This is a genomic window from Alteromonas gracilis (assembly GCF_043642145.1).
Classification (GTDB): Bacteria; Pseudomonadota; Gammaproteobacteria; order Enterobacterales; family Alteromonadaceae; genus Alteromonas; species Alteromonas gracilis_B.
On record NZ_JBHZRZ010000012.1, the window covers coordinates 65,890 to 87,468 of the forward strand.

Here is a 21,579-nt window from a genome sequence, read left to right on the forward strand (position 1 = left end):
GTTAGCTTAAGCAAGTTCTGCCAAGCAAAGCTCGTCGTGAATTTGTTTACACCACGCTTTAACGCGTGAGTCTGTTAATTCTGGTTGGCGGTCTTCATCGATGCCAAGGCCTACAAAGTGATTGTCATCTGCCATACCTTTAGACGCTTCAAAATCGTAGCCTTCAGTTGACCACTGACCCACTAAAATAGCGCCTTTGGCTTCTACGATGTCACGTACCATGCCCATCGCGTCTAAGAAGTATTCCGCATAGTCTTCCTGATCACCACAACCAAAAATAGCTACCAGCTTGTCGTTGAAGTCAATTTGCTCAAGCTCAGGGAAAAAGTCATCCCAATCACATTGCGCTTCACCGTAGTACCACGTAGGGATACCAAAGATAAGCAAATCAAATTCAGCGATGTCTTCTTTACTGCTCTTGGCAATGTCTTTAACATCAATTAGCTGTTTACCCAATTCCTTCTGGATCATTTTCGCAACATGTTCGGTATTACCCGTGTCACTTCCGAAAAACAGGCCAACGCTTGCCATATCTAACCTCTATTAATCGTTACTATTTAAACGCCTGTGCTTAGCCAGAACCATTCAATGATGCCTTTCGCAAGAAACCCTAGTGCGCCTAAACCTAGCACGCCGTAGGTGACCACTTTTCCGATAAGCGGAACATCATTCTTTTGTAAAACATCGTGAACCGCAAAACCCATCAATACAAACAGTATAAACAAGCCGCCATATAACATAATGGACTCAAAGAGTTCGTAATTTTCTGCAAGCATAGTGTTGTTATTTAAAAAAAACTGGCGCAACTATATCACAGTATATACGCCTGTAAGAGCCTAAAACGTTTAAAAGTGAGTAATAATAGTCATTCTCATCCTTCTAAAGGATAAAACTACCTTTTTATAACGTTTTTTTGAGCGTTCTTTCTACAATTGCATTAAAAGCGGCAGGCTTTTCGGCATGTAGCCAGTGTCCTGTGCCTTCAATAATATGCGCCTTTGCCTTGGGGAAATAACGCGTTATTTCATCGCGGTGGGCTGACGTGATGTAGTCAGATTCGCTGCCCTTGATGAACAAGGTTACGCCATCAAACGATTGGTTTGTTTGTTCCCAATCAATGATATGTGAATAACTGGCGATGAGTCCGTCAACATTAAATCGCCATTTCCAAGCGCCGTTTTCGTCTTGATATAAGCTCTTCAATAAAAATTGACGAACGCCAGGCTCTTTTACATGAGCGGCCATCTCTTTTTCAGCGTCTTTTCTGCTCTTAATTGCGTCTAGAGGAACAGACTTAAGGCCAACAAAAATAGTTTGGTGACTATGCGCGTAGGCAACTGGAGCAATATCAGCAACAATTAAATGAGAAACAATGTCACCGTGGTTTAATGCCAATCTCATGGCCACCTTGCCGCCTAGAGAGTGCCCTAAAATCGCGCTTGTTTTAATTTCAAGCGACTGAAGCAAATTAAATACTGATTCTGCAGCATCATGCACTGAAAATGTATTTGTCCACGGTGATTCACCGTGATCAGGCAAGTCGATACTGACAACATTAAAGCTTGACTCAAAATGACGCTTAATTACGGCAAGATTATCTGCGTTACCAAACAATCCATGGATTAAAACGAGCCATGGGGCAGAGGAGTCGCGTTTTGAAAGTTTGTAATTCAACTTCACAATTTAATTATCCGGTGTTGAGCTTCGTGTTGAAACAAAATAAGGCCTGTGAAAACAGGCCCCGATTTGGTTTCGCAAGTAATTTAATTAATTGCGTAATCTTCTAATGTTTTTCCACCGTCAAGCGCATCTTTATACACGCGAGGCATACGTCCAATGCCTGTCCATAAATGCTCTTTACCTTGACTATCTACTAATTTGTACTTAATTGGGCGCTTTTTCCCAGTCTTTTTGTTTGCATCAATATTTAATGCCTGTAAATCTTCCATATTCAAGCCCGCGTCTTCCATTTGTTTTTTAATTGCTGCGAGCTTTTCTAATTTTTCTTTTTCCAGTTTTTCTTGTTCTTGTTGCTTTTCTTTTCTTTTTTCAATTATACCGCTAAGTTTTTCCTGAACTTGTTCAAGTTCTTCTATGCTTAATTCCTTAACTGCACCTTGTAAACGTCTTCCATGGGTTAAAATATCTAAAAAATCGCTCATCAATTAACCTTAATACGTTGTACTTATTTCAACCCAAATGATAATTAAAAGTAGAACAAAAAAAAAGCGAGCAACGCCCGCTTTTTCAAAATATCAGCTAAATAGCAAAAAATTATTTTTACTACATATTTGGATAATTCGGGCCGCCAGCACCTTCTGGTACTACCCATTTTATATTTTGGCTAGGATCTTTAATGTCACACGTTTTACAGTGAACGCAGTTTTGCGCGTTAATTTGAAAACGCTTTTCACCTTCTTCCTCAATAACTTCGTATACGCCAGCGGGGCAGTAGCGCTGCGCGGGTTCTGCGAACTTAGGCAAATTAACCTGTAAAGGTATTGAAGGATCTTTTAATTTTAAGTGGCAAGGCTGGTCTTCTTCATGATTGGTATTAGATAAAAATACCGATGATAATTTGTCAAAACTTAGCACACCATCTGGCTTCGGGTACGAAATTTCTTTCGCATCTTTCGCTTCTTTCATCTGTGCATAATCTTTGTGGTCGTCTTTCATAGTGAAAAACAAATTACCATTGAAAAAGTTTTGCTCTAATGTATTAAAAGCACCGCCCCAGAAATTACCTAGTTTGTGAATTGCTGGGCCAAAATTACGAGAACGGAACAATTCGTCATATAACCACGATGATTTGAACTTTTCAGTAAAGCTGGTTAGTTCTTTTGCTGGCGCTTCTGCATTTTGTGAAATGGCTTCGAAAATACTTTCAGCCGCTAACATGCCCGATTTCATCGCAGTATGGTTACCTTTAATTTTGGCGAAGTTTAGCGTACCTGCTTCACAGCCAACCAGTAAGCCACCAGGGAAAGTCATTTTAGGCAGTGAGTTAAAGCCACCTTTTGCAATAGCCCGAGCACCATAAGAAACGCGCTTACCGCCTTCAAGATATTGTTTAAATACAGGGTGATGCTTTAAGCGTTGGAACTCGTCAAAAGGACTCAAATACGGGTTATCGTAGTTGAGATCTACAATTAAGCCCACGAAAACTTGGTTATCTTCAGCGTGGTATAAATAATTGCCACCTGTCGCGTCATCAAGCGGCCATCCCGCACTGTGTACGACTAAGCCTGGTTGATGCTTCGATGGGTCAATATCCCAAATTTCTTTAAAGCCAATGGCGTAGTGCTGTGGAGAGCTGTCTTCATCAAGTTTGAAGTGAGAAATAAGCTCTTTTCCAAGGTGTCCACGACAGCCTTCAGCAAATACTGTGTACTTCGCACGCAGTTCCATGCCTGGCATGTATCCATCTTTTGGTTCACCGTTTTCGCCAACGCCCATGTCGCCAGTAAGCACGCCGCCGACGCTTCCGTCTTCGTTGTAAATAACTTCAGACGCAGCGAAACCTGGGAAAACTTCCACACCTAGTTGTTCTGCTTGCTCTGCCAGCCAGCGACACACGTTACCCATAGACACGATATAGTTGCCATCGTTATGCATGGTTTTTGGTGTAATACCATTAGGTAACTTCTTGGCCGATGCTTCATCGTTAAGAAGGTAGATGAGATCTTCTGTAACTGGCGTATTAAGCGGTGCGCCTTTTTCTTTCCAGTCTGGGAAAAGCTCATTGAGCGAACGCGGCTCGAATACCGCACCAGAAAGAATATGTGCACCTACTTCGGAGCCTTTTTCGACCACACAAACCATTAGCTCTTGGTCTTTTTCATTTGCAAGCTGCATCAGCTTACAAGCCGTTGATAATCCAGCTGGGCCGGCACCGACGATGACTACGTCAAACTCCATCGATTCTCGTTCCACGGGAGGCTCCTTATGTTCGTATTTTTATAGTGCACTATTGATGAAACAAATAATGCTTTGTGTCAAAAACATGTAAATTAATTGTCGTTTTGCAAGGTAATGCAGGTTGACGTTTACGTCAACAGTAAGTACATTGCAAAGCAGTTTACGTTAACGTTAACTGGCGGTGTATTATAACTGCTCGTAAACGTGGTGTTAACGACGTTTTGAGGCTAGCCTTTAAAAAACGTACGTTCCACGGTTTCTTATTTAACGTAGAGCACATTGTTAAAGTTTCAAAAAGCGTGGTGAAGTAATACGTTTTTAATTTTTAATAGTTAATTATTAATGAAACGTAATAGACACCGACGAACTCAACAATTGAGGTAATTATGAAAATACTCGTACCGGTCAAACGCGCGATCGACTACAACGTTAAGGTAAGAGTGAAGGCCGATGAATCTGGCGTAGACCTTACTAACGCAAAAATGGCCATAAACCCATTTTGTGAAATTGCGGTTGAAGAAGCCGTGCGTCTTAAAGAAAAAGGCGTTGCCACTGAAATCGTTGTTGTTTCAATTGGTGATAAAAGCTGCCAAGAACAAATTCGTACAGCACTAGCCCTAGGTGCTGATCGCGGTATTCAAATTGATACCGACCAAAATCTTGATTCACTTCAAGTGGCTAAGCTTTTATCTAAAGTGGTTGAAGAAGAACATCCTCAACTGGTTATTCTTGGCAAGCAGAGCATTGACTCTGACAACAACCAAACAGGTCAAATGCTTGCTGCATTGACGGGTATGCCACAAGGCACCTTTGCGTCTGAAGTGGTTGTTGACGGCGAGAAGGTAAATGTAACCCGTGAAATCGACGGTGGTCTTCAAACGGTTGCGCTCTCGCTTCCTGCGGTTGTGACTACAGACCTTCGTTTGAACGAACCGCGTTACGCGTCATTGCCTAATATCATGAAAGCGAAACGCAAACCGCTAGATGTTAAAGCGGCATCTGATTTTGGTGTATCGCTTGAATCAAACGTGAAAGTACTGAAAGTTACGCCTCCGCCTCAGCGTGAGGGTGGCATTAAAGTAGCAGACGTTGCTGAATTGGTAGACAAGTTAAAGAATGAAGCAAAGGTGATCTCATGAGCGTACTCGTATATGCAGAACACGACAACGCAAGCTTAAAGACAGAAACGCACAAGCTTGTGAATGCCGCACAGAAAATGGGTGGCGATATTCACGTATTAGTTGCGGGTGAAGGTTGCCAAGCAGTTGCTGAAGCCGCCGCACAAATTGACGGCGTTGCTAAAGTACTTGTTGCAGATAATGCGGCATACAAACACCAACTAGCTGAAAGTACAGCTGACTTAGTGGTTGAACTTTCAAGCGATTACAGCCATGTTGTTGCTGCTGCTACCACTACAGGTAAGAACTTTATGCCTCGTGTTGCGGCATTATTGGACGTAGCGCAAATCTCTGACATTATCGGTGTTGAGAGCGAAGACACGTTTGTTCGTCCAATTTATGCAGGCAACGCTATCGCTACCGTTCAATCATCTGACGCGAAAAAAGTGATTACGGTTCGTGCGGCATCATTTGATGCTGCTACAACAGGCGGTAGTGCTGAAGTTACCGCTATTGATGTAGTTAAAGGCAGCGAAAAGTCAGACTTCGTATCGGCAGAGCTGACTGAGTCTGAACGCCCTGAGCTTACCGCTGCTGAAGTTGTAATCTCTGGTGGTCGTGGCATGCAAAATGGCGATAACTTCAAACTTCTTGAAGGTATTGCTGACAAGTTAGGCGCCGCAATTGGTGCGTCACGTGCTGCGGTAGATGCGGGCTTTGTTCCAAACGATATGCAAGTTGGTCAAACAGGTAAAATCGTTGCTCCACAGCTTTACATCGCAGTGGGTATCTCGGGTGCTATTCAGCATCTTGCTGGTATGAAAGACTCGAAAGTTATCGTTGCTATCAACAAAGACGAAGAAGCGCCGATTTTCCAAGTTGCTGACTACGGGTTAGTAGGCGATTTGTTTGACGTGTTGCCAGAACTAGAGGGTTCGTTGTAATACAAAGGGTTCAAACGACAAAAGGCTGCATTTATGCAGCCTTTTTTTGTAGGGATCATTTTAAAATACAAAGTATTTGAACGTTATAATTATGGTCAAGTAGTGCTAGTTTAAACGCGAACGACAGAGTTGTCTTCAACGCTCACTGGAGATGGGGTGTAAGCATCGGCTTCCCAATCATTTTCCCATTTTTCGCCATCAATGAGATAGCGAAACTGATACTCATGATCTTTTTCCAGATTGACAGTAAGCGTAAAGTCACCACTTTTTAGCTTCTTCATAGCAAGCGGCTGTGACTTCCAATCGGTAAAGTCGCCGCAAAGCGCTGCCTCTTTTGCGTCTTGCGCTGCTTCCGCATTCAGTCGAAATGTCACTTTGCACAAAGGTTTCGATTTAAGATATTGTTTTTTAAGACTCATAATGTGTTTTCCCTTCAACGTAGCGAAATCATTCCCGAGGTGATTTTGTATAAAAGCCCAAGCTCAAATAACAACCTTCGGTTAACTCATAACCAATGAGTGTTCAAATAATCAACGAAAAAATCCTATTTATCAATCTTACTTTGTATTCTTTTTATAATTTTTTATATTAAGGCTGTCTGATTTCTGTGCGCGCATAAAAAACAAAAATTAACACAATTTTTAACAATGTAAGTAGGCGCACGAGTCATAAAATCAGTACACTAGTGTTGAAACAATAATAATAGAAATTCGTTGTACATCAGCTTTCGATTTGGTCCTCGCATTTAAAAAGCGCGTTGGACATATACTAGCTGACTACCTTCGTTCCTAGGGATAGTAAATGAAAAACTCCATCTTGATTAAAAGTGGCATTCCATTGTTTATCGTGCTAATAGCCTTTGTTGCGGCCGCTATAATGATCAAGTCACGTAAGCCCCCCGAGCAAGTCCCCGTAGAAATCCCCGCGTTTTTAGTTGACGCTAAAGAAGTCACAACAGAGCAAGTTAGCTTTATTGTAAAATCTCAAGGCAATGTCGTACCTAGAAACAAAACCGCGTTAAGCGCCCAAGTGAGTGGGCAGGTAGTGAATTTGTCTGATGTGTTTGTCGCAGGCGGTACCTTTAAAAAAGGGGATGTGTTGGCGACACTTGAGCAGGATGATTATCGCACCGACCTAAAATTAGCCGAGGCTGAATTGGCTCAAGCACAAGCCGCTTTGCAAGAAGAGATTGCACGTGGAAAAGTAGCTGAGCAAGAATGGCGCTCGGTAAGCAGCGTTGCACCGCCTGAACTTGGTTTAAGAAAGCCACAGCTTGCCAAAGAGCAGGCGAACGTTAAGGCTGCAGAGGCAAAATTGGAGCGCGCAAAACGCAATTTGGCAAGAACCCAAATTACAGCACCTTATAACGGAATTGTGGTTGAGCGAAATATCGATTTAGGTCAATTTGTAACAATGGGCTCAGTACTTGGCACTATCTATTCCACCGACACCGCAGAAGTTAGGCTGCCTATAACAGACAGTGACTTAATGTTTATCAATATTGCGGGTCAATCGAATGAAGATGCACCTGTTTTGCTTACCGCATCGGTAGGAGGTGTTAAGCGTACTTGGCAAGGAAACTTAGTGCGCTCGGAAGGTATTTTAGATACTGGAAGCCGCGTGGTCTATGCCATTGTAGAGGTCAAAGACCCATACAATATGGAATCTTCGCACAACGCGCCACTGCGTTTTGGTCAGTTCGTTGAAGCAGAGATAACGTCTCGTAAAAACGAAGAGCTTATGGTGCTACCGCGCAGTATTCTTCGCTTAGACGACACCATTCTGACGGTAAACGATAATCGAGAGATTGAAATTAAGCCCGTTGAAGTAGCGCGTACTACTGCAAAAGAAGTGTTCATTCGTTCGGGTATTCAACAAGGTACGCTGGTGGTTAGAAGCGCAGTGCCTAATCCCTATAATGGCATGAAAGTGCGACTGCCAGGCGACGAGCCTGTGCTATCAGACGCGGCAGAGTCGGATACGCTGGATGATAACGAGAAAGTTGAAGGTAACACCTCCGAAGGAGGCAACTAATGAACCGTTTAGATACAAACAAAGGGTTGATTGCTTGGTTTGCGCGCAATAGCGTTGCCGCGAACCTGTTGATGTGGCTGCTTATCGTTGGCGGCCTTTTTGGTGCGTTCACCATTCAAAAACAAGTATTCCCTAATTTCGAGATTGACGTTGTAAATGTGCGGGTTCCCTATTTAGGCGCCGCGCCACAGGAAGTGGAAGAAGGGGTTCTTTTAAAAATAGAAGAGTCTATAAAGGACCTAGAAGGCATAAAACAGCTGAACTCTACCGCGGTAGAAGGCATGGGTACGGTAAGTATTCAGGTTGAAGAAGATTACGATGTGCAGTCGCTGCTAGATGAAGTGAAAGTACAAGTGGATGCCATTCCGAGCTTTCCTGCAGACACAGAGAAACCTGTAATTTACCGTCAAAAAATTCAGCAGGACGTGATTTGGCTTTCGGTTTATGGTGATGCTTCAGAGCGGGAATTAAAAGAGTTTGCTAAAGACTTGCGCGATGACATTGCGAACTTACCCGGTATTTCAAGCGTTCAAGTGGTGGGCGCCAGAGACTATGAAATATCTGTCGAGCTTTCTGAGGTTGATTTACAAAAATACAATCTTACATTCGCCGACGTGGTGGCGCGATTAAGCCAAACCAGCGTAGATTTGCCGGGCGGCTCTATTCGAACAGAAAACGGCGATATTTTGCTAAGAACGAAAGGGCAGGCCTATACTGGCTGGGACTTTTCGCAAATCATTTTGCTCACTAACGCTAATGGCACTCGTGTTACGCTAGGAGACGTGGCGTATATTAATGATGGGTTTATTGAAAATAACCAGTACGCACTTTTCGATGATAAGCCTGCGGTAAGCTTGCGCGTTAGAGCTGTTGGCGATCAAAACGCATTAGAGATTTCCGAGCAGGTCAATAACTATATTGATAACAAAAAGTCAGAGTTTCCCGCGCATATCACAGCCGATACTTGGGGAGATAGTTCATTTTATCTAGCCGACCGGCTAAATATGATGCTTGAAAACATGTTCTTCGGTGCTCTACTTGTATTCCTAGTACTTTCTTTGTTCCTCAAAATAAAGCTCGCGTTTTGGGTAATTGTTGGGCTACCCGTGTGTTTTCTTGGCACGTTGCTGGTCATGCCGTTAGACATGGTAGGCGTGTCTATCAACATGCTGAGCTTGTTCGCGTTCATACTAGTGCTTGGTATTGTGGTGGATGACGCCATTATCATGGGCGAGTCAGCGTACTCTGAAATAGATAAAAAAGGCCATAGCGCTGAAAACGTCATTGCCGGTGTTAAAAAAGTGGCCATGCCGGCAACGTTTGGGGTGCTAACCACTATTGCTGCATTTTCGCCAATGCTGATGGTGTCGGGGCCGTTTGGCATAATTTGGAAAACCATCGGCATAGTGGTGATTGTGTGTCTTGTTTTCTCGCTTGTTGAATCAAAATTAATATTACCTGCTCATTTGGTGCATATGAAGCTAAAGCCATACGACCCAGAAAAGGCTAATGCGTTTCAAAAATTTAGAGATTTTTTCAGCGAAGGCATCAAGACGTTTATCCATAAAAAGTATGCGCCTTTCCTAGCCAAAGCAATCCGCAATCGCTACACGACGGTTGCTGTCTTTATGGCAATGTTAATCTTGACCGTGGGCCTGTTTCGCGGCGGCATTGTACGTTTTGTGTTTTTCCCAAATATTCCCAGCGATTTCATGATTGCAAGCTTCGAGCTAGAGCCTGGTTCATCGCTAGGGCAGCGAGACAAGGTTCTCACAACGTTAAGAGAAGCGATGCATCGCATGGATGACAAGATTGCAGAAGAGTCTGGCGAGAATGTTATTAAGCACGCTATCGCGTTTGATAACGGTAACTTGGGGGGCGAAATTTTTGCGGAGCTTACTAAGGGGGAAACGCGAACCCTTACCGACTTTGAAATTCAAGACATGTGGCGTGAAGAGTTACCCGAAATTCCTGGGGTGAAGTCATTCAATATTAGCTCGCCAGGAGGCCCAGGTGGTGGCTCCGACCTTAGTTTTGAATTTAGCTCAGGCGATATAAAAGCATTACGAGCGATAAGTGACGAGCTTAAAGAAGCATTAGATAAATATGAAGGCGTAACAGATATAAACGACACCTTTTCAGGTGGCAGCGAGGAAATTCAGCTAGCGCTTAAACCTCAAGCCGATGCGTTAGGGATTTCGCTGCGCGATTTAGGTCAACAGGTACGTTTCGGGTTTTATGGTGCAGAAGTGCAGCGAATACAGCGCGATGACGAAGAAATTAAAGTGATGGTGCGCTACCCCAAAGCTGAACGTAGCTCAGTTGAACACCTTGAAAACATGAGGATCCGCGCGCCAAATGGACAGGAAGTGCCGTTTGAGCAGGTAGCGACGTTTACCGTTGGCCAAGGCTTCGATTCTATCATTCGTGTAGATGGCAAACGTTCGGTAACCGTGACTGGTGTGGTAGACAAAGCATTATTAGACCCATCTGAAGTGACCAATGATGTTATTGACGGGTTAATGCCAGATTTGTTGGCCCGTTATCCCAGTGTTGATTTTCAGTTGCAGGGGAACTCTAAAGAGCAAGCTGATGCTATGTTTAGCTTAATGCAAGGGCTACTTTTTGCACTTTTTGCAATTTACACATTGTTAGCCATCCCGCTTAAATCGTACAGCCAACCGTTAATCATTATGTCGGTTATTCCGTTTGGTATTGTGGGTGCCATTGTGGGGCACTTGGTACTGGGAATGGCGGTCAGTGTGCTTTCAATTTGCGGCATTATCGCGCTGTCTGGGGTTGTCGTGAATGACAGCTTGATTATGGTCGATTTTGTAAATCGTGCACGTAAAGAAGGCATGTCATTGATGGATGCGGCAATAAGCGCAGGTACACAGCGTTTTAGGGCTATTATCTTAACGTCGTTAACGACATTTATGGGGCTAATGCCTATTGTCTTCGAACGCAGTTTGCAGGCTCAGGTGGTTATCCCTATGGCGATTTCACTGGCCTTTGGTATTTTGTTTGCTACGGTTATTACGTTGCTATTAGTGCCTGCACTTTATCTTATTCTTAACGACATTAAGCGTGTGTTTAAAGGAAGAAGACATTCACAGGTTACAACAGAAAACGAAATAGAGAATGCCGGTTAATACCGGCATTTTTCTAAACAAGGAAAAATCTCATTTACGCTGGCGTAGTTGCCGCCTGTGCGAGCTTATTAATTGCGTGTTCAACTTCCGATACCGAAACAGCGGGTTTTGAGAACCGTGATCATCAAAGTGCTACAATGCCAGCGGTGTCTAGCTACCCTGAAACTAAAACAGTTGCACAGAAAGATAACTATCACGGCACCACAGTTAACGATCCATACCGTTGGCTTGAAGAAGAAAAAAGCGAAGAAGTAAAAGCGTGGGTCGAATCGCAAAACACACTTGCTCGCCCTTACTTAGCCCAATTGCCCTCTAGAGAGCTGTACAAAGAAAGATTGACCGCGCTGTGGGACTACGAGAAGTACTCAACGCCGTATATGGTGAACGGAAAACTCTTTTATTCTTACAATGATGGGTTGCAAAACCAGTATGTACTTTACATGGCAGACGGTATAAATGGCGAACCTGAAGTACTCATTAACCCAAACGCGTTGAGCGAAGACGGCACAGTTTCAATGGCGTCAACAGAGCTAAGCCCTAAGGCATCGTACCTTGCGTATATGCTATCTGATGGAGGAACAGACTGGAAAACGATTCATGTTCGTAATACCAGTAGTAAGTCAGATTTAACCGACACGATAAAAGGCGTTAAATTTACCAATGTAGCGTGGCTGCCCGATGAGAGTGGCTTTTTCTACTCGCGCTACCCTAAAAATGCAGCAGGTGGCTTTGACGATAGCCAAACGGTGTCTATTTATTTTCATGCAATAGGTTCTGATCAAAGCGAAGATAAGCAGGTTTTTGCTTTCGACGGTAAGCCAACGTGGAACCCTTACCCATCAGTTATTCAAAACGGCGATACGCTGCTAATAACAGTGTTTGAAGGGTATGAAACCAATGGTGTCTATGCAATGCCTCTTAATGACAAGAGCAGTGAACTGGTCTCTGTTTTTGATAAATGGGGTGGTCGCTACGACTTAATTGGCGAGCATGAAGACATGCTTTTCTTTACTTCAACTGCTGATGCGCCAACGGGCAAAGTTATTAAAGTAAAATACGCACGCGGTGTTAACGCTGTTGAAACTATTATTGAAAGTACGCCTGACACCTTATCAGGTGTTTCACTTTTAGGCGGAAAGCTATTTGCGCGATACCTTAAGGATGTAAAAGGGCAGGTGAGTGTTTTCGATTTAACAGGTGCAAAAGTTGATGAGATTGCATTTTCTGATATTGGCAGCGTAAGTGGGTTCAACGGCAGCAAAAGCGCTGAAAAGACATTTTACAAGCTTACTGGTTTCACCAATCCTGGTCAGGTTTACGCGTACGATGTAGAAAGTGGTGAGTCAACGTTGTTCAAGACAATCAATACCGGGATTAACTACGACGATTACGAAACAAAGCAGGTCTTTTATACCAGTAAAGATGGTACGAAAGTACCTATGTTCATTGTGCATAAGAAGGGGTTAAAGCTAGACGGCAATAACAAAACCTTACTGTACGGTTATGGTGGTTTTAATATCTCGTTGTTACCACGGTACTCAGTATCGAGAATGGTATGGGTAGAGCAGGGCAATGTGTTGGCCATCGCCAATTTGCGTGGTGGCGGTGAGTATGGTCAAAAATGGCACAAAGCGGGAACCAAATTAAACAAGCAAAATGTGTTCGACGACTTTATCGCAGCTGGCGAGTATCTTGTTGAAAGCGGCTACACTAGCCCTGACAAAATGAGTATTCAAGGTGGCTCTAACGGTGGTTTACTTGTTGCCGCTACGTTAACTCAACGACCAGATTTGTTTTCTGCTGCCCTGCCTGCTGTAGGGGTGTTAGATATGCTTCGCTATCACACGCCAAGCGCAAATGCCCGAGCGTGGTCCTCTGATTACGGCTTAAGTGAAAATAAAGAAGAGTTCGAGGCACTTCATGCATATTCACCGCTCCACAATACTAAGCCTGGCATTTGTTATCCAGCTACACTAGTTACAACGGGCGATCACGACGATCGCGTTGTACCGTGGCACAGTTATAAGTTTGCAGCGCAGCTACAGGCTGATCAAAGCTGTGACAACCCGGTTCTGCTGCGCGTTGAAACTCGCGCGGGCCATGGCGCGGGCACGCCAACTTGGATGCGAATTGAAGGCTATGCAGACCAGTGGGCGTTTTTAGAATCTGCTTTAGAATAGTCATAATTTTTACCAATTGATTTAAAGCCGCTTTCAATAGCGGCTTTTTTGTTTGCATTTTAATCAAATGTACATATACTGTATAAATATCAGTATGGTTTATTTTGAGTCTTATTTTGGTTCGCTGATTTGGCAACCTTTAGGAGATGTGTATGCAAACTGGCATTAAAGCGGTTGATCAACTTATTTCAAAACACGGTATTTTAACCGACTCAGGTTCAGATACGTTTCAGCGTCGCAGTCGCCTTACCGGCGGCGATGAGCGCGCAAACGCATTGCCGTTCTGTATGTATCAAAAAGTGGTAAACGCGCCGATATCACATCAATTCACTGTGCATCACTTTTACATGCCTGGAAATAAGGGAAAGCTAGCCAGCTTTTTGTTTAACGAAAAAGGGCAGTTGATAGAGCAGGTTTATTATCAGAAGGTTGCACGGTGGGTTCAGGTGTGCAGAAAGCTACAGCAGTTAGTGCAGATGCCTCAATCCGATATGCATATGGCGGCATAAAAAAAGCGGCAGCTGGAATGCAGCTACCGCTTTGTCGTTTGTTATGCGTTCAACTTAGAACGCATTAAAAACTTAGTAAAAGCTCTTTCTAAATTCGATACCGAATACGCGAGGTTGGTTATCGATAGCAGTCAAGTTGTTAAAGTCGATTGCTCCTCGAAGGTTTTCCTCATCAGTAATGTTTCGGCCAAACAAAGCCACAGTGTATTCGTGGTCAAAGTTTTCATAACCTAGACGAAGGCCGCCTTCAAACTGGCTGTCTGTTTGGAATTCAACTGACTCGTAAAGGAAGATATTCGTCTCACCTTGCCATGCCCAATCGGTGAAAGCAAAGAATTCCCCAGAGTCACCAAATGGAACAGAGTAACGAGCGGTAAACACAAACGTCGATTCAGGCGCTTGAGGGAACGGGTTTCCGTCAACTGATGCTAATCCATTTACTAATGGGTCTGTCACGGTACATTGGTCAAAACCGCATGGCGCAACAAACAAATTAGGATCGTCAATTTCAGTGTCGTTAAAGCTATAGCCAGCGGTCAGCAAGATATTGTCCGTAGCAAGCCACTTCACGTCAAACTCTATACCTTTACCAATGCCCTTATCGGCGTTGATAAGCTGAGTTCTGTTACCATCTGCACCGCCGATAGCAGTGAACTGCATGTCATCAATGCTGTAATAGTAAACTGCACCGTTCAAGCGAAGCGTATCGTCAAGCAAATCGGCTTTAAAACCAATTTCAAAAGAATCCATCACCTCAGACTCAGCAACAGATGGAGCGAAACCAAATGCAGCGTCTCGGCCTTGAATAGAAGGACCACGGAAACCATGCGCGTAACGAGCATAAACGCTCACTTCACTGTTCAGTTTGTGGTTAAGGCTTAAATCACCGCTAATGCGTTGGTCGTCAACCGTGATTGGATCAAACGGTACAGAAGCCGTGCCATTAGTATCGAAGATCTTCTTCTCGTCGTCGGTATAACGCATACCGGCAACAAGCGTAGTCGCGTCATTAAATTTGTATTCAGCTTGACCAAATACCGCCCACAGTGAACTTTCGTGAGTAACTGTTGCAATGGTAAAACCAGGGTCAGTTGTAACGTCAAATTCAGACTCGAATAAGAAGATACCTGTCTGCCAAGTAAGGTCACCTTTATCGCTGCTTGCTAGACGAATCTCTTGCGTAACCTGCTGAAGGTCATCAAGGAAGTCAGTGGTATCAGAGCCGAATGGAATAAAACCAGGGAACGATGTTACTGCGTTGCCGCTGAAAAAGTCGACATAATCAACAGAAGGAAGGCCATCTGGAACTTCAGTTCCTTGAGGAACAATAGCACCACCATCAATGTCACCACGACTGCTTCCGTCAGCTTGCTCGTAAGACGTAATTGACGTTAGCGTCATTCCGCCGCTTAAGAAGAAATCTAGCGTTAATGAAAGGCCTTCATTCGTATATTTTTGACGATTTCCCGCACCACCATCGTAATATACTTTATCGCGATCGTAAGTTGCATTGAATTCGTTAGAGCCTTTAGTTAAAGCGTTGCCTCTAAAAATAGTAGACGTGCCGTCAAGATCTCGACCGTGAACAGACAGTAGCGCAGTCATGTCGAAGCTAGTTGGCTCCCACAATAGCTGTCCTCTCCAAGCCAATTCTTCATATTCACCTAGTGCGTCAGATTCGCCAGTGAAACCATTATCAATCCAGTTATCTCTGTTTTGAGAAAGTACAGAGAAACGACCTGATAATTCATCAGTAAGCCCGCCGCTAATTGCTGCTTCAGCGTTAAACGTACCTAAGTTACCTACGCTTACTTCAGTGAAAGCTTCGAAGTCTTGAGTTGGCTTGTTCGAATCGAACTTCACAATACCCGCTGTGGTATTACGACCGAAAAGCGTGCCTTGTGGGCCGCGAAGTACTTCAACTTGTGATACGTCGAAAAGAGGGAAGCTTTTTAGGATTACGTTTTCTTTAACAACGCCATCCATCATGATTGCAACAGGCTGAGATGCTGCTAAGTCGAAGTCGGTGTTTCCAAGACCGCGAATGTAGAAACGCGGTGCCACACGACCATTAGACGATTCCGCATACAAACCAGGTACACGTGTAGCAAGCTCAAGAATGTCACCACCGCCTGAGAAAAGGCTTTCAAACTGCTCGCCGCTAAGCGTAGAGATTGAGATTGGAACTTCTTGAATTGACTGCGTACGCTTTTGCGCAGTAACAGTAATTTGTTCAAGTGAGGCTTCTTTTTTTTCTGTCGTAGCGGCCTCTTGTGCAAGAACTGAAGAGCTGAACGCAGCACTAACGGCTAACGCTAGCGTGGCGATTTTGTGTGTTCTCATGTTTTCACCAAGATGATTTTAAATTTATACTTTTGTAGTGTTTTTAGCACAAAAATTAACAATCTATGCTTGGCGTTGCATTTTACACAAAGTTTTCGATAAAAACTTCAAAATTGTGCAAATTCGGCTTTTTTTCGTCGCATATGTATCACGTTAGAATATTAGTATCAGCCTCAATAGCGCTAACCTAAAGCAATCAAAGGTGCTGATTGAAGGTAAGCAATGGGATAATATTTTTGATAAATTTCTGAACCACTTGGTCTAATTTCGTTTGAATTTTATTCGATATTGCGAGGGAGATAGACCCGTGGCTTTTTTAAATAGCCGAGTGAATGAGCTTAGGTCTTCATAGCCCACGGTACTGACCAGATTCTCCAATGGCATACTCGATGTCTCAAGAAGTTTTCTGGCGTGTTCAATTCGTAAAGACTGCAGATATTGACCGGGGGTAATATCACAGGCATTTTTGAATCGTCGAATTAAGGTGCGCTCGGTCATGTTATGCTGTTTTGCTAAGTCGCTCAGCGTGCATTTTTTTTCAAGGTTTTTTTCCAAAAATGACTGAACGGCCATAATGTCTTTGTCTGAGTGAAAACGCCGCTGCCGACTGCTTGCGTAAATAGTCTGGCTTGTTCTAGACACGTCTAACACATGCGACTTTGCCGTGTCGCTGGCAATCTGATGGCCACAATAACGCTCTATCAATAAAATAGATAAATCAATCCAAGCCATACCACCGCCAGCGCAGTAAACCGCATTATCTTCCGTTACCATTTTTTCCGACTGCAGGTTTACGTTGGGAAACATTGCTTTAAATTTATCTGCATAGCCCCAGTGCGTTGTAGCCGCTTTATCAGCTAATAAACCTGTTTGAGCCAACAAAAATGTGCCCGTGCAGTTCGCAGCAATATCAGCTCCCATCTTTTGAAGTCGCTGAATGTGAACACGTAGCGGCAGTGTCTCTTCAAGTACGTCGTCAATGTCACCACCAATAGTAGGAATAAGCAGAATGTCGGTGTGAGAGACATCTTCTATGGCGATATTCGGTTGAAGGGTTATTTGATTAGAGCATAAGAACTGTTGACCAAGATGGCTGGCTAGCTGCACTTTGAATCGAGGTGTTGTGGGAAGGTTGTGTATTCGCTGCCAGCTGATGCCAGCAAACGCAAACACATCGAGCGCGCCCGTGATGGCCGATGCCAGTGCTTGATTGAATCCTAGCACAGTGACGGTGAATTCGGTGGTATTCATAAAAGTAATTCAGTTTATTTAATAAAATAACAAACGGTGATTGTTGGCGTGATTGGCCATTATTGTGTCATTAATGACAATAATGGCACGATAACGATTATGACACAATGTGTTAACAAGTATTCGTAGAGGACAGAACACCATGGCCGATCAACTTATTCCACGCCGTGAAATGCAATTTCAATTGTACGAAGTATTAAATACCGCTGCCTTATGCGATAAGTCGCGTTTTGAAGAGCACAACGTAGAAACATTCAATGCTGTTATTGATATGGCAGAAAAGATGGCGGAAGAACTTTTTCTACCTCACAACGCGGTTGCCGATAAAAACGAACCTACGTTTGATGGTAGCAAAGTATCAATGATAGAAGACGTGAAAGTGGCATTTGATACTTACAGGGAATCTGGGTTCATAGCGGGGCATTTTGATTTTGAAGACGGTGGCATGCAGTTACCTGTTACGGTAATGAACGCCTGCGCAGGTTATTTTCTAGCAGCGAACCCGTCATCCACTGCCTATCCGTTTTTAACGGCGGCGGCAGCCAACGTTATAAAACATTTCGCTTCAGATGAAATAAAAAATGCGTTTCTTGCAAAAATGTTGACCGGCGATTTTACTGGCACCATGGCGCTCACTGAACCCCATGCGGGTTCGTCGCTTGCTGATATTCGAACTTCAGCAAAGCCGCAAGATGATGGTACGTTTCGCATTAAGGGCAGCAAAATTTATATTTCAGGCGGAGAGCATGAGCTTTCTGACAATATTGTGCATTTGGTGCTAGCTAAAATACCGGGTGGCCCGGCTGGTGTAAAAGGCATTTCCTTATTTGCTGTACCTAAATATCGCCTAGATGCCGACGGCAATCCGGATGTACGCAACGATGTCACACTTGCAGGCCTTATTCACAAAATGGGCTATCGAGGAACGACTTCTACTGCACTTACCTTTGGTGAAAACGGCGACTGTCATGGCTTCCTAATTGGTGAAGCGCACCAAGGCTTACGCTACATGTTCATGATGATGAACGAAGCCCGTATTGGGGTGGGCTACGGCGCTGCAATGATTGGCTATCGCGGCTATCGCTACTCATTAGAATACGCAAAAGACCGTACACAGGGACGTGCTGCGCCACTTCTAGCACCAGAAGACGATCCAACGCCTATTATTAATCACGGTGATGTACGCCGCATGTTGTTAGCACAGAAAGCGTATTGTGAAGGCGGCATGTCACTGTGTTTATATGGCAGCATGTTAATAGATGAAATGGAAACGGAAGACGACAGTGAAAAGCGTACCGAGCTTTCTCAGCTTTTAGATCTGTTAACGCCGGTATTCAAAGCCTGGCCTTCAGAGTTTGGGCCTAAAGCGAACGATTTGGCTATCCAGATTTTAGGCGGTGCGGGTTACACCCGTGAATATCCGGTCGAGCAATGCTGGCGAGACAACCGCTTAAATCCAATCCACGAAGGCACAAACGGCATTCAGGCGCTCGACCTATTAGGCAGAAAATTATGGCAGCACGATGGCAAAGGCCTGCAGGTCTTACTTGCTCGCGTCACCGCTGACATGAAGCGCGCAGAAACGCCGAGAGCTCAAGCGCTGGCAGCAAAGCTTAAACCCTATTTAGATAAATTAGGTGCGCTTATTCAACAAGCTGCGGCAGACTTGCGCTCAGACAAGCAGTCGGTACTACTCACCAATGCAAGCTGCTTTTTGAATATATTTTCAAGCTGTGTGGTGAGCTGGATTTGGCTACGTCAAGCCAACATTGCTGAACAGGCGCTTGTCAGTGGTGCTAACCAGCAAGATATGGATTTTTATAAAGGCAAACTGGCCGCAGCTGAATATTTCCTAAATTGGGAACTGCCGTTGGTTAGTCGCGATATTGAAGTTTTAACATCACGTGAAGCGTCTTGTAACAACGTAAAAGCAAGCTACTTCTAATTTCAAAACAAACAAAAAGAAGCGCAGTTGGTACTTTTGTAAAACGTGGCTGCGCTTACTAACTTAACGGGAGTACGGCCGATGAACGTAGCTGCAAATGTTGAAGGTAAACATATTCTTATTACTGGCGGTGGTTCAGGCATTGGTGCTGCTTCTGCACGTATTTTAAGTGCGAGAGGTGCATTAGTTGGAATTGCAGACCTAAACGTAGAAAACGCGAACACGTTGGTTGAGGAAATAAAGGCTGCTGGTGGTAAAGCCTATGCGGTATCGGTAGACGTTACTGAGCCTGAGCAAGTTAACGCTATGTTTGACTCGGCATTATCTCACCACGACAAGATAGACGTCATTATCAATAATGCGGGAATCGATCATTTTCCAGCACCACTTACCGAAGTGGATGACGCCATGTTTATGAAAAACATTCAGGTAAACCTAGCTGGTGTATGGTTCTGCATGAAAAATGCGCTCAAGCATATGACTGCAACGGGTGGCGGTCACATAATTAATATCGCTTCTGTCGCTGGGCTCCGTTCTGCGCCAATGATAAGCGCATACAGCGCTTCCAAACATGGCGTAATAGGCCTTACTAAATCTGCTGCGGTGGAATATGCGCGGGCAAATATTCGCATAAATGCCGTGTGCCCAAGCTTTGTAGACACGCCAATGGTGCAGGGCGTTTTATCTAAACTTGATGAACGGGGTCAGAAAGGGCTTATTGGCGCAAACCCAATGAAGCGCTTAGGTAAGCCAGAAGAAATTGCTAACGCTATTGCGTGGCTGTGTAGCGATGAGTCGTCATTTATGACAGGGCAGTCTGTCGTGCTTGACGGTGGCATGCTGGCGTAAATAAAAACGGCAAACATCTATTTTTAAAAGTGAGAAAACGCACTTTATCAGCAAGAATTAAGGATATAACTATGAAGAATTTGTTCGATTTAACAGGAAAAGTGGCACTGGTAACTGGCGCAAGCCGCGGTATTGGCGAGTCAATTGCGCGTTTACTTGCGCAATACGGCGCGCACGTTATCGTATCAAGCCGCAAGATTGATGGCTGTGAAGCCGTTGCTTCATCAATTCGCGATGCGGGTGGTAAAGCCACGGCGCTAGCATGCCACGTGGGCGAAATGGAGCAGATTACCGAAGCATTCAATACAATAAAGCGCGATTTTGGTCAGTTAGATATTCTTGTAAACAATGCGGCGGCAAACCCTTATTTCGGTCATATTTTAGATACCGACTTAGGTGCTTACAACAAAACGGTAGACGTAAACATTCGCGGCTATTTCTTCATGTCTATTGAAGCAGGCAAAATGATGAAAGAGCAGGGCGGTGGTGTCATTTTGAATACGGCTTCGGTAAACGGCGTAACACCGGGCGATATGCAAGGTATATACTCAATTACAAAGGCTGCGGTTATCAGCATGACTAAATCGTTCGCTAAAGAATGCGGGAGTTTGAACATTCGCGTAAACGCACTGCTTCCTGGCTTAACCGATACTAAATTTGCGTCTGCGTTAACAACGAACGAGCAAATTCTGAAGCACGCCCTAAAAGTTATTCCATTAGGCCGCGTTGCTGACCCAGATGAGATGGCTGGTACGGTATTGTACTTGGTATCAGACGCATCAACCTATACTACCGGCACGACAGTAGTTGTAGATGGTGGTATGCTAGCGTAATTAAACGCTTACGAGATATTATCATGCATATTTGGGTTGACGCAGACGCGTGCCCTGCAGTAATCAAAGACATTCTTTTCAAGGCAGCTAGACGTACCAAGCTGCCTTTGTCTTTGGTGGCTAACCATTCCATGTCTGTTCCGCCAGATAAACACATAACCTTCACGCAAGTCCCTTCTGGATTTGATGCTGCTGACGATTACATAGTTGAGAAATGTGAAGCAGGTGACCTGGTCATCACCAACGACATTCCATTAGCCGCTGATGTCCTAGCGAAAAATGCGCTTGCGTTGAACAACCGCGGTGAGGAATACGACAAGTCGTCAATTAAGCAGAAACTTGGCATGCGAGACTTCATGGAAACCATGCGCTCAAGCGGCGAGCATACAGGCGGACCAAAAGCGTTCTCGCAACGCGACAAGCAAAACTTCGCAAACGCGCTAGACCGATTACTCACCCAAGGGCTCCGCAACCTAAAATAATGGGGTCAGAGTTAATTTAGC

Annotated in this window: 18 protein-coding genes; 10 read left to right on the forward strand and 8 right to left on the reverse strand. The window is 44.2% G+C overall.

The window, feature by feature from the left end; all coding sequences use genetic code 11:
* Window positions 1-6 precede the first annotated feature (6 nt).
* The 5 genes from fldA to ACHUFN_RS17795 all read right to left on the reverse strand — a co-directional run bounded on the left by fldA (window position 7) and on the right by ACHUFN_RS17795 (window position 3,933).
* Window positions 7-531: a flavodoxin FldA gene (gene fldA, locus ACHUFN_RS17775; RefSeq protein WP_014949739.1), complete on the reverse strand. Its 525-nt coding sequence runs from the start codon at window positions 529-531 to the stop codon at window positions 7-9.
* Between the two features lie 26 nt (window positions 532-557).
* Window positions 558-776, reverse strand: a complete 219-nt coding sequence (locus ACHUFN_RS17780; protein ID WP_394223993.1) for a DUF2788 domain-containing protein — start codon at window positions 774-776, stop codon at window positions 558-560.
* Window positions 777-900: 124 nt separating this feature from the next.
* The gene (locus ACHUFN_RS17785; RefSeq protein WP_394223994.1) at window positions 901-1,680 is read right to left on the reverse strand and encodes an alpha/beta fold hydrolase; all 780 of its coding nucleotides are present in this window, start codon (window positions 1,678-1,680) and stop codon (window positions 901-903) included.
* A gap of 83 nt (window positions 1,681-1,763) precedes the next feature.
* On the reverse strand, window positions 1,764-2,162 hold the full coding sequence (locus tag ACHUFN_RS17790) for an H-NS histone family protein (RefSeq protein ID WP_394223995.1): 399 nt from the start codon (window positions 2,160-2,162) through the stop codon (window positions 1,764-1,766).
* 121 nt (window positions 2,163-2,283) lie between these two features.
* Window positions 2,284-3,933 carry an electron transfer flavoprotein-ubiquinone oxidoreductase gene (locus ACHUFN_RS17795; RefSeq protein ID WP_394223996.1) on the reverse strand — a complete coding sequence of 550 codons (1,650 nt, stop codon included), beginning with the start codon at window positions 3,931-3,933 and terminating at the stop codon, window positions 2,284-2,286.
* Between the two features lie 371 nt (window positions 3,934-4,304).
* On the opposite strand from ACHUFN_RS17795, the gene ACHUFN_RS17800 reads away from it, so the two are divergent.
* Together ACHUFN_RS17800 and ACHUFN_RS17805 are read left to right on the forward strand one after the other, a co-directional pair.
* The gene (locus ACHUFN_RS17800; RefSeq protein ID WP_394223997.1) at window positions 4,305-5,057 is read left to right on the forward strand and encodes an electron transfer flavoprotein subunit beta/FixA family protein; all 753 of its coding nucleotides are present in this window, start codon (window positions 4,305-4,307) and stop codon (window positions 5,055-5,057) included.
* On the forward strand, window positions 5,054-5,980 hold the full coding sequence (locus ACHUFN_RS17805) for an electron transfer flavoprotein subunit alpha/FixB family protein (RefSeq protein WP_394223998.1): 927 nt from the start codon (window positions 5,054-5,056) through the stop codon (window positions 5,978-5,980). The genes ACHUFN_RS17800 and ACHUFN_RS17805 overlap by 4 nt, the downstream gene beginning before the upstream one ends.
* Window positions 5,981-6,090: 110 nt before the next feature.
* Here ACHUFN_RS17805 and ACHUFN_RS17810 read toward each other — a convergent pair whose 3' ends face one another.
* Complete coding sequence (locus ACHUFN_RS17810) at window positions 6,091-6,399, reverse strand: isoamylase early set domain-containing protein (protein WP_394223999.1); 309 nt, start codon at window positions 6,397-6,399, stop codon at window positions 6,091-6,093.
* Between the two features lie 382 nt (window positions 6,400-6,781).
* Here ACHUFN_RS17810 and ACHUFN_RS17815 point away from each other — a divergent pair, with 382 nt between their 5' ends.
* The 4 genes from ACHUFN_RS17815 (at window position 6,782) to ACHUFN_RS17830 (ending at window position 13,855) form a co-directional block, all read left to right on the forward strand.
* On the forward strand, window positions 6,782-8,014 hold the full coding sequence (locus ACHUFN_RS17815) for an efflux RND transporter periplasmic adaptor subunit (protein WP_394224000.1): 1,233 nt from the start codon (window positions 6,782-6,784) through the stop codon (window positions 8,012-8,014).
* Window positions 8,014-11,166: an efflux RND transporter permease subunit gene (locus ACHUFN_RS17820; RefSeq protein ID WP_394224001.1), complete on the forward strand. Its 3,153-nt coding sequence runs from the start codon at window positions 8,014-8,016 to the stop codon at window positions 11,164-11,166. The genes ACHUFN_RS17815 and ACHUFN_RS17820 overlap by 1 nt, the downstream gene beginning before the upstream one ends.
* 137 nt (window positions 11,167-11,303) lie before the next feature.
* The gene (locus tag ACHUFN_RS17825; RefSeq protein ID WP_394224003.1) at window positions 11,304-13,346 is read left to right on the forward strand and encodes a prolyl oligopeptidase family serine peptidase; all 2,043 of its coding nucleotides are present in this window, start codon (window positions 11,304-11,306) and stop codon (window positions 13,344-13,346) included.
* A 152-nt stretch (window positions 13,347-13,498) separates the two neighbouring features.
* Complete coding sequence (locus tag ACHUFN_RS17830) at window positions 13,499-13,855, forward strand: hypothetical protein (protein WP_394224004.1); 357 nt, start codon at window positions 13,499-13,501, stop codon at window positions 13,853-13,855.
* A gap of 72 nt (window positions 13,856-13,927) precedes the next feature.
* Here ACHUFN_RS17830 and ACHUFN_RS17835 read toward each other — a convergent pair whose 3' ends face one another.
* Together ACHUFN_RS17835 and ACHUFN_RS17840 are read right to left on the reverse strand one after the other, a co-directional pair.
* The gene (locus ACHUFN_RS17835) at window positions 13,928-16,198 is read right to left on the reverse strand and encodes a TonB-dependent receptor (protein ID WP_394224005.1); all 2,271 of its coding nucleotides are present in this window, start codon (window positions 16,196-16,198) and stop codon (window positions 13,928-13,930) included.
* A gap of 261 nt (window positions 16,199-16,459) precedes the next feature.
* Window positions 16,460-17,449 carry a GlxA family transcriptional regulator gene (locus ACHUFN_RS17840; protein WP_394224007.1) on the reverse strand — a complete coding sequence of 330 codons (990 nt, stop codon included), beginning with the start codon at window positions 17,447-17,449 and terminating at the stop codon, window positions 16,460-16,462.
* A gap of 142 nt (window positions 17,450-17,591) precedes the next feature.
* On the opposite strand from ACHUFN_RS17840, the gene ACHUFN_RS17845 reads away from it, so the two are divergent.
* The 4 genes from ACHUFN_RS17845 (at window position 17,592) to ACHUFN_RS17860 (ending at window position 21,558) form a co-directional block, all read left to right on the forward strand.
* Entirely contained in the window at window positions 17,592-19,394 is a 1,803-nt protein-coding gene (locus ACHUFN_RS17845) for an acyl-CoA dehydrogenase (protein ID WP_394224008.1), read from the forward strand.
* Window positions 19,395-19,475: 81 nt separating this feature from the next.
* Window positions 19,476-20,243, forward strand: a complete 768-nt coding sequence (locus ACHUFN_RS17850; RefSeq protein WP_394224009.1) for an SDR family NAD(P)-dependent oxidoreductase — start codon at window positions 19,476-19,478, stop codon at window positions 20,241-20,243.
* A 71-nt stretch (window positions 20,244-20,314) separates the two neighbouring features.
* Entirely contained in the window at window positions 20,315-21,076 is a 762-nt protein-coding gene (locus tag ACHUFN_RS17855) for an SDR family oxidoreductase (RefSeq protein ID WP_394224010.1), read from the forward strand.
* Between the two features lie 23 nt (window positions 21,077-21,099).
* Entirely contained in the window at window positions 21,100-21,558 is a 459-nt protein-coding gene (locus ACHUFN_RS17860; RefSeq protein WP_394224011.1) for a YaiI/YqxD family protein, read from the forward strand.
* The last annotated feature ends 21 nt before the right edge of the window (window positions 21,559-21,579 follow it).

Excerpts from the sequence above, each read along its gene's own strand:
- ACHUFN_RS17840 (WP_394224007.1), bottom strand. The coding sequence starts at position 17,449 with ATGAATACCACCGAATTCACCGTCACTGTGCTAGGATTCAATCAAGCA.
- ACHUFN_RS17830 (WP_394224004.1), top strand. The coding sequence starts at position 13,499 with ATGCAAACTGGCATTAAAGCGGTTGATCAACTTATTTCAAAACACGGT.
- ACHUFN_RS17805 (WP_394223998.1), top strand. The coding sequence starts at position 5,054 with ATGAGCGTACTCGTATATGCAGAACACGACAACGCAAGCTTAAAGACA.
- ACHUFN_RS17825 (WP_394224003.1), top strand. The coding sequence starts at position 11,304 with ATGCCAGCGGTGTCTAGCTACCCTGAAACTAAAACAGTTGCACAGAAA.
- ACHUFN_RS17790 (WP_394223995.1), bottom strand. The coding sequence starts at position 2,162 with ATGAGCGATTTTTTAGATATTTTAACCCATGGAAGACGTTTACAAGGT.
- ACHUFN_RS17835 (WP_394224005.1), bottom strand. The coding sequence starts at position 16,198 with ATGAGAACACACAAAATCGCCACGCTAGCGTTAGCCGTTAGTGCTGCG.
- ACHUFN_RS17780 (WP_394223993.1), bottom strand. The coding sequence starts at position 776 with ATGCTTGCAGAAAATTACGAACTCTTTGAGTCCATTATGTTATATGGC.
- ACHUFN_RS17845 (WP_394224008.1), top strand. The coding sequence starts at position 17,592 with ATGGCCGATCAACTTATTCCACGCCGTGAAATGCAATTTCAATTGTAC.
- ACHUFN_RS17850 (WP_394224009.1), top strand. The coding sequence starts at position 19,476 with ATGAACGTAGCTGCAAATGTTGAAGGTAAACATATTCTTATTACTGGC.
- ACHUFN_RS17810 (WP_394223999.1), bottom strand. The coding sequence starts at position 6,399 with ATGAGTCTTAAAAAACAATATCTTAAATCGAAACCTTTGTGCAAAGTG.
- ACHUFN_RS17820 (WP_394224001.1), top strand. The coding sequence starts at position 8,014 with ATGAACCGTTTAGATACAAACAAAGGGTTGATTGCTTGGTTTGCGCGC.
- ACHUFN_RS17855 (WP_394224010.1), top strand. The coding sequence starts at position 20,315 with ATGAAGAATTTGTTCGATTTAACAGGAAAAGTGGCACTGGTAACTGGC.
- fldA (WP_014949739.1), bottom strand. The coding sequence starts at position 531 with ATGGCAAGCGTTGGCCTGTTTTTCGGAAGTGACACGGGTAATACCGAA.
- ACHUFN_RS17800 (WP_394223997.1), top strand. The coding sequence starts at position 4,305 with ATGAAAATACTCGTACCGGTCAAACGCGCGATCGACTACAACGTTAAG.
- ACHUFN_RS17815 (WP_394224000.1), top strand. The coding sequence starts at position 6,782 with ATGAAAAACTCCATCTTGATTAAAAGTGGCATTCCATTGTTTATCGTG.
- ACHUFN_RS17860 (WP_394224011.1), top strand. The coding sequence starts at position 21,100 with ATGCATATTTGGGTTGACGCAGACGCGTGCCCTGCAGTAATCAAAGAC.